Below are 4942 nucleotides of genomic sequence, written 5' to 3' on the forward strand. Positions count from 1 at the left end.
AGGCGACGCCGAGGGTGAAGGGGTTGTCGCTGTACCGGGGCGCGGCGGTCGCGGGCGCCGGGGTGAACTGGGCGGCGGCGGCCATCCCGGCGAGGGCACCGGTCAGCCGGAGCACGTTGCGCCTGCTGGGGCGGGTGGGCCGCCCGGGTCTGCCCGGGCGGCCGGAACGGGGGTGCAGGGGTGAGGTGGAAGACACCCGTGCAGTGTTCGCGCGCTCTGGATCAAGGTCAAGACCCGTGCGGCGAACGGGGGTTGAACCCGTGGCGCGTACGGGCCCGGCAGCACGGAGCCCCGGAGGGCGTCCCGGCTCGGGCCGGCCGGGACGCCCTCCGGGGCAGGGGAGGGATGGTGCTCTGTGCCGCCCTCAGTGCTCGTGGTCTCCGGAGACGTTCTCCGGCGGGTTCGCCCCCGGGTACCACTTCTCGGCGGCCTTGCCGTTGAGGTCCCAGACGGCCTCACCGGCGCGGAAGGTGGTCTCGGCGACCAGCTTCTGCTTGCCGTCGATCCGCCAGCCGAAGCTGTCGACGTAGCCGAACTCGCCCTTCGCCAGCTCGAAGACCGCGATGTCCGCGGGCGCGCCGACCGACAGGTTGCCGAGGTCGGGCCGCTGGATGGTCTGGGCCGGTGTCCAGGTGGACGCCTCGATGACGTCCTCCAGCGGCATGCCGAGCGTCAGGAACTTCGACATGACGTTGGACATGTCCTTCATGCCGCTGTTCATGCTGGAGATGTGCAGGTCGGTGGAGATGACGTCGGGCGTGAAGCCCTCCTTCATCCCCGGCACCGCCACGTCCCAGGAGAAGCTGCCGCCGCCGTGGCCGACCTCGAAGACCACGCCGCGGTCGCGGCCCTGCTTCATGGCCGGGTTGAGCTTGCCGTCCTCGCCCAGTTCGCCGCGGAGGCCGGAGAACATGTGGGAGTAGACGTCGCCGGGCCGCAGCTTCTCGTTGAGCAGCTGGGAGAGCGGACGCTCCGGCGTGTTCGCACCGAAGTCGACCATGACCGGGACGCCGGCCTCCTCGCCCGCCTCGACGGAGTTCTCCACCGGGTCCCACTCGGGGCCGTTGTAGTGCGCCGTCTTGATGCCGACGATGGTCCCCGGGTTCGCCTTGGCCACCTCGGCGGCGGGCCCCGGCTCCATGTCCGAGAGGTCCTGCTCGAACGGGTGGCCGGCCATGCCCTTGCCGACGATGTTCAGGAACGACAGCACCCGCGTCTTCGACTTGTCGATGACCTCGGTCTTGAACTGGTCGAAGTTGCTGGCGCCCGCCGAGCCGGTGTCCACGGCCGTGGTGACGCCCGCCCGGAGCGTGAAGCCGTCGGGGGCCACGCCGTTCCAGCCGTTGGCGTAGTCCTGCTTCGGCCCCGGGAACATGTGCGCGTGCATGTCGATCAGGCCGGGCGTGACGTAGTTGCCCTTGGCGTCGACGGTCTTCTCCGCCCCCGAGGCGTCGATGCTCCGCGCTACCTTGGCGATCTTGCCGTCCTTGACGGCGATGTCGCGGACGCCGTCGATGTCGTTCTTCGGGTCGATGACGTGTCCCCGCCGGATGACGAGGTCGTACGCGGCGCCCTTGTCGTCCTTCCCCTCGGCCTGGGCGTCCGAAGGCGCCGTGGCGCCGACGGTGGAGGCGCCCAGTACGAGGGTCAGCGCCGCGGGAAGTACCGTCCAGGAAACTCGCGATCTCACGTGCATGCCGTCTCGATTCCCCATCTCTGCGTGTCAGGTGGTGGTGGCGCGTGCACTGCGGAACGTCAGATGACGGCGATGCAGTCGATCTCGACCAGGGAGTCGCCGGGGATGCCGGCGGCGGCGGCGATGGTGGTGCGCACGCCCGGCTCCTTGCCCCAGCGGCCGAGGAAGACCTCGTTCATCCCGTCGTAGTCGTCCAGGGTGTTGAGGTAGACGTTGACCTTGAGGACCTTCTCCATGGAGGAGCCGACCGACTCCAGGTAGCGCTCGATCTCGTTGAGCACGTGGTCGGTGTGGGAGCGGATGTCGCCCTCGAAGTGCGCACCGATACCCGAGATGAAGACCATGTTGCCGTAGGTGACGATCGGGCTGAACAGGGGGTTCTCCGGCGGCTCGCCGCCACCGGGGTAGTGGACCTCCTTGCGCGGCGGCCGGCCGTGCCCCTTGCCCTTGCCCTGGGTGTCGTTGTCGCTGGCCATCGCCTGGCCGCCCGCGACCACCGGCACGGCGGCCACCGCGGCCACCGGGGCGGCCTTGCGGATGAAGTCCCTGCGGTTGGAGGACATGCGTTTTACTCCTCGCTGAATGTTCGGTGCATGACACGTGGGGGTACGGGGCCGCGCGCGCCGGCCGCGGCTTGCCGGCCGGCGCGCGCCGGCCGTCAGGACCGGGTCGCGGTCCAGGAGCCCTTCAGGTACTCGCCCATGTCGAGTTCGCCGCTGATCTTGTCGCCGTCGACGGTGCCGGTGAAGGTGTAGCTCAGCGAGTCGCCGTTCTCCTCGCCGTAGCTGCTGCGCACCGAGACCTGGTTGCCGCTGACGCTGCCCGACGCCTTCCGGCTGACGAACTCGCCGGCGTGCGTGCCGGCGACCTTCGCGCCGTCCTGGGTCAGTTCGAGCTTGTGCGCACTCGACGAGCCCGCGGCGTACTTGATCTCCACGGACCAGGTGCCGGCCACGTCCACGGTCGGCGGCTTGGGCGACTCCGGCGCGGGCGGCGGGTCGCGCAGCAGCCTGACCAGCTCGTCGGAGATGGTCCGCCAGTCCTTGGGCTCCATCATGTACGGCGTGATGGAGACGCCGGTCTGGTCCGGGTCGGAGCCGCCGGCCGCGTTGAGCGCGATGCGCGGCTCGCCGTCCCACATCGCGTTCATGATGGTGGTGCCGGTGACCTCCTTGCGCTTGGCGCTCCACAGGATGCGCAGCGAAGGAGTCCGGTTCGACAGGCCGACGGGCTGGGTGATCTCGGTGGTCACCCTGCTCACCGACGAGACGCGGCGGGAGATCTGCTTGAGCCAGTTCGTCCACTCGGCGTACTCGGCGTCGTGGTCGCGCTGGACCCACATCTCGACGGCCGCGAGCATGCCCATGGCCTCTTCCTTGCCGACCTTGAAGCCGCGCGCGTAGCCGTGGTGCGGCGCGCTGTGCACCCACGCGGCCCGTACGAGGTCCTCGCGGCCCAGGATCAGACCGGCCGACTGCGGGCCCCGCATGCACTTGCCGCCGCTGTAGCCGACGAGGTCGGCGCCGCGCTCGATGTGCACGTTGGGGATGGTGAGGATCTCCGCGGCGGCGTCGACCAGCAGCGGGACCCCGGCGGGCTTGGTCACCGACGCGATCGTCTCGGTGTCCAGCTCGCTGTCGTCCACGCGCGGCCCGGCCATGATGTAGACCAGCGCGGTCTGCGGGCCGATGGCCGCCTCCAGCTCCTCCTTCGTCTCGACCTGGACGACCTTGAGGCCCACCGCGCTGATCGCGGCCTCGTAGACGTTCCGCGAGTGCCGCGGGATGATCGCCTCGGTCTTCTGGAACCCGGTCAGGTCCGGGATGTTGACGTGCAGGTCCGGGTTGCCGCCGGCGGTACACGCCGCGGCCGCGTGCGTCAGACCCGCCGAACACCCGGCGCTGACCAGCCCGAACTCCGTCTTGGTGAGCTCGCCGATACGGCGGCCGACGGCGTCGGCCAACTCGTCGAGCTGTACGTACTGCCGCGCCGCCGCATCGATCGCGTCGCGTACCTCGGGCAGCATCAGCGAGCCGCTGAGCACGGTGTAGGTTCCCCGCGCGTTGATCAGCGGACGGACCCCGATGCGGCCGTAGATGTCCTTGGGACGGCCCTTGCCCGGGTTCGCCGCGGACGGCGCCCCGGACGTGGCCGCGAACGCTTCACCCGCCAGCAGCGGACCCAGCGCGAGTGCTCCCCCGGCCGCCGCGCCTCTTCCGAGCATGGTGCGACGAGAAAGTGCCTCAGCAGGCATTCCGGCCCCCTGTCACCTCGTAAGTTGTGGTGCCGTAGACGTTAGAAAGATCGTGAGTCGGCGTTAAGGCCCTCTTTCCGATGCGGCTATTCGGAACCCGGATCCTGCCCAGTCAGCCCGCGACTTGGGCTTCTCGCGCGCCGCCGCCCCGCGGGCGCCCCGCGCACCGCCTGCCGCGCGCCCGTCCGGGGAGACGCAGATCACATGTGTACGGCCATTGACGGCCGGGTGGCGCGAGAGCACCATACGTAAACGTTTCCAGCGGCTGTAAACCTTTACAGGAGCGCCCCGTTCGGGCCGGCCGCGCACGGGACGCAACGACGCAGCGACGCAAAGGGGCGAGTGCGATGTCCTCCGGGGGGCCACCCACGATCGTGTCGATCGCCGAACGCGCCGGGGTGTCCATCGCCTCCGTCTCCCGCGTCCTCAACGGCCTGGGCGCCCGCCCGGAGACCGAGGAGCGGGTCCGCCGCGCCGCCCGCGAGCTGGGCTACGTGCCCAACGCCGTGGCCCGCTCCCTGAAGGACGGCCACACCCGCCAGCTGACCTTCGCCGTACCGGACATCGGCAACCCCGTCTACGTCGCCATGGTCCGCGAGATCCAGGCCGTCGCGAAGGCCGCCGGCTACCGCCTGCTGCTGCACTCCACCGACGCCGACGTCGCCGACGAACTCGGCGTCGTACGCAGCCTCGCCGACCGCACCAGCGACGGCCTCGTCCTCGTGCCCATCCGCATCACACCCGCGCACGTCGAGGCGCTGACCGCCGCCCCCGGCCCCGTCGTCGTCATCGGCTCGCTGCCCGACGGCGTACCGGTCGACGCCGTCCAGGCCGACTCCGTCACCGGCGCCGAACTGGCCGTACGCCACCTCGTCGGGACCGGCCGCCGCCGCATCGCCTTCGTCAACGGCCCCGTCGACACCGTCCCCGGCGGCAACCGCGGCCGCGGCTACCGCGCCGCGCTCGCCTCCTGCGGCATCCCCCACGACCCG

The 4942-nt window shown here is 70.7% G+C and carries 4 protein-coding genes; 1 reads left to right on the forward strand and 3 read right to left on the reverse strand.

Features of this window, described 5'->3' with window-relative positions; translation table 11 throughout:
• Positions 1-364 precede the first annotated feature (364 nt).
• The 3 genes from H5J30_RS17515 to H5J30_RS17525 all read right to left on the reverse strand — a co-directional run bounded on the left by H5J30_RS17515 (position 365) and on the right by H5J30_RS17525 (position 3920).
• Positions 365-1696 carry an amidohydrolase/deacetylase family metallohydrolase gene (locus tag H5J30_RS17515; protein WP_181788357.1) on the reverse strand — a complete coding sequence of 444 codons (1332 nt, stop codon included), beginning with the start codon at positions 1694-1696 and terminating at the stop codon, positions 365-367.
• Positions 1697-1755: 59 nt separating this feature from the next.
• On the reverse strand, positions 1756-2259 hold the full coding sequence (locus H5J30_RS17520; RefSeq protein WP_181788358.1) for a RidA family protein: 504 nt from the start codon (positions 2257-2259) through the stop codon (positions 1756-1758).
• Positions 2260-2354: 95 nt separating this feature from the next.
• Positions 2355-3920 (reverse strand): aminotransferase class V-fold PLP-dependent enzyme, encoded by a 1566-nt coding sequence (locus tag H5J30_RS17525; RefSeq protein WP_181788359.1) that lies wholly within the window; start codon positions 3918-3920, stop codon positions 2355-2357.
• A 377-nt stretch (positions 3921-4297) separates the two neighbouring features.
• Between H5J30_RS17525 and H5J30_RS17530 the strand changes: the two genes are divergently transcribed.
• Positions 4298-4942: LacI family DNA-binding transcriptional regulator (locus tag H5J30_RS17530; RefSeq protein WP_181788360.1), on the forward strand; the 645-nt coding region annotated here is incomplete at its 3' end.

The organism is Streptomyces phytophilus, from assembly GCF_013870535.1.
Classification (GTDB): Bacteria; Actinomycetota; Actinomycetes; order Streptomycetales; family Streptomycetaceae; genus Streptomyces; species Streptomyces phytophilus.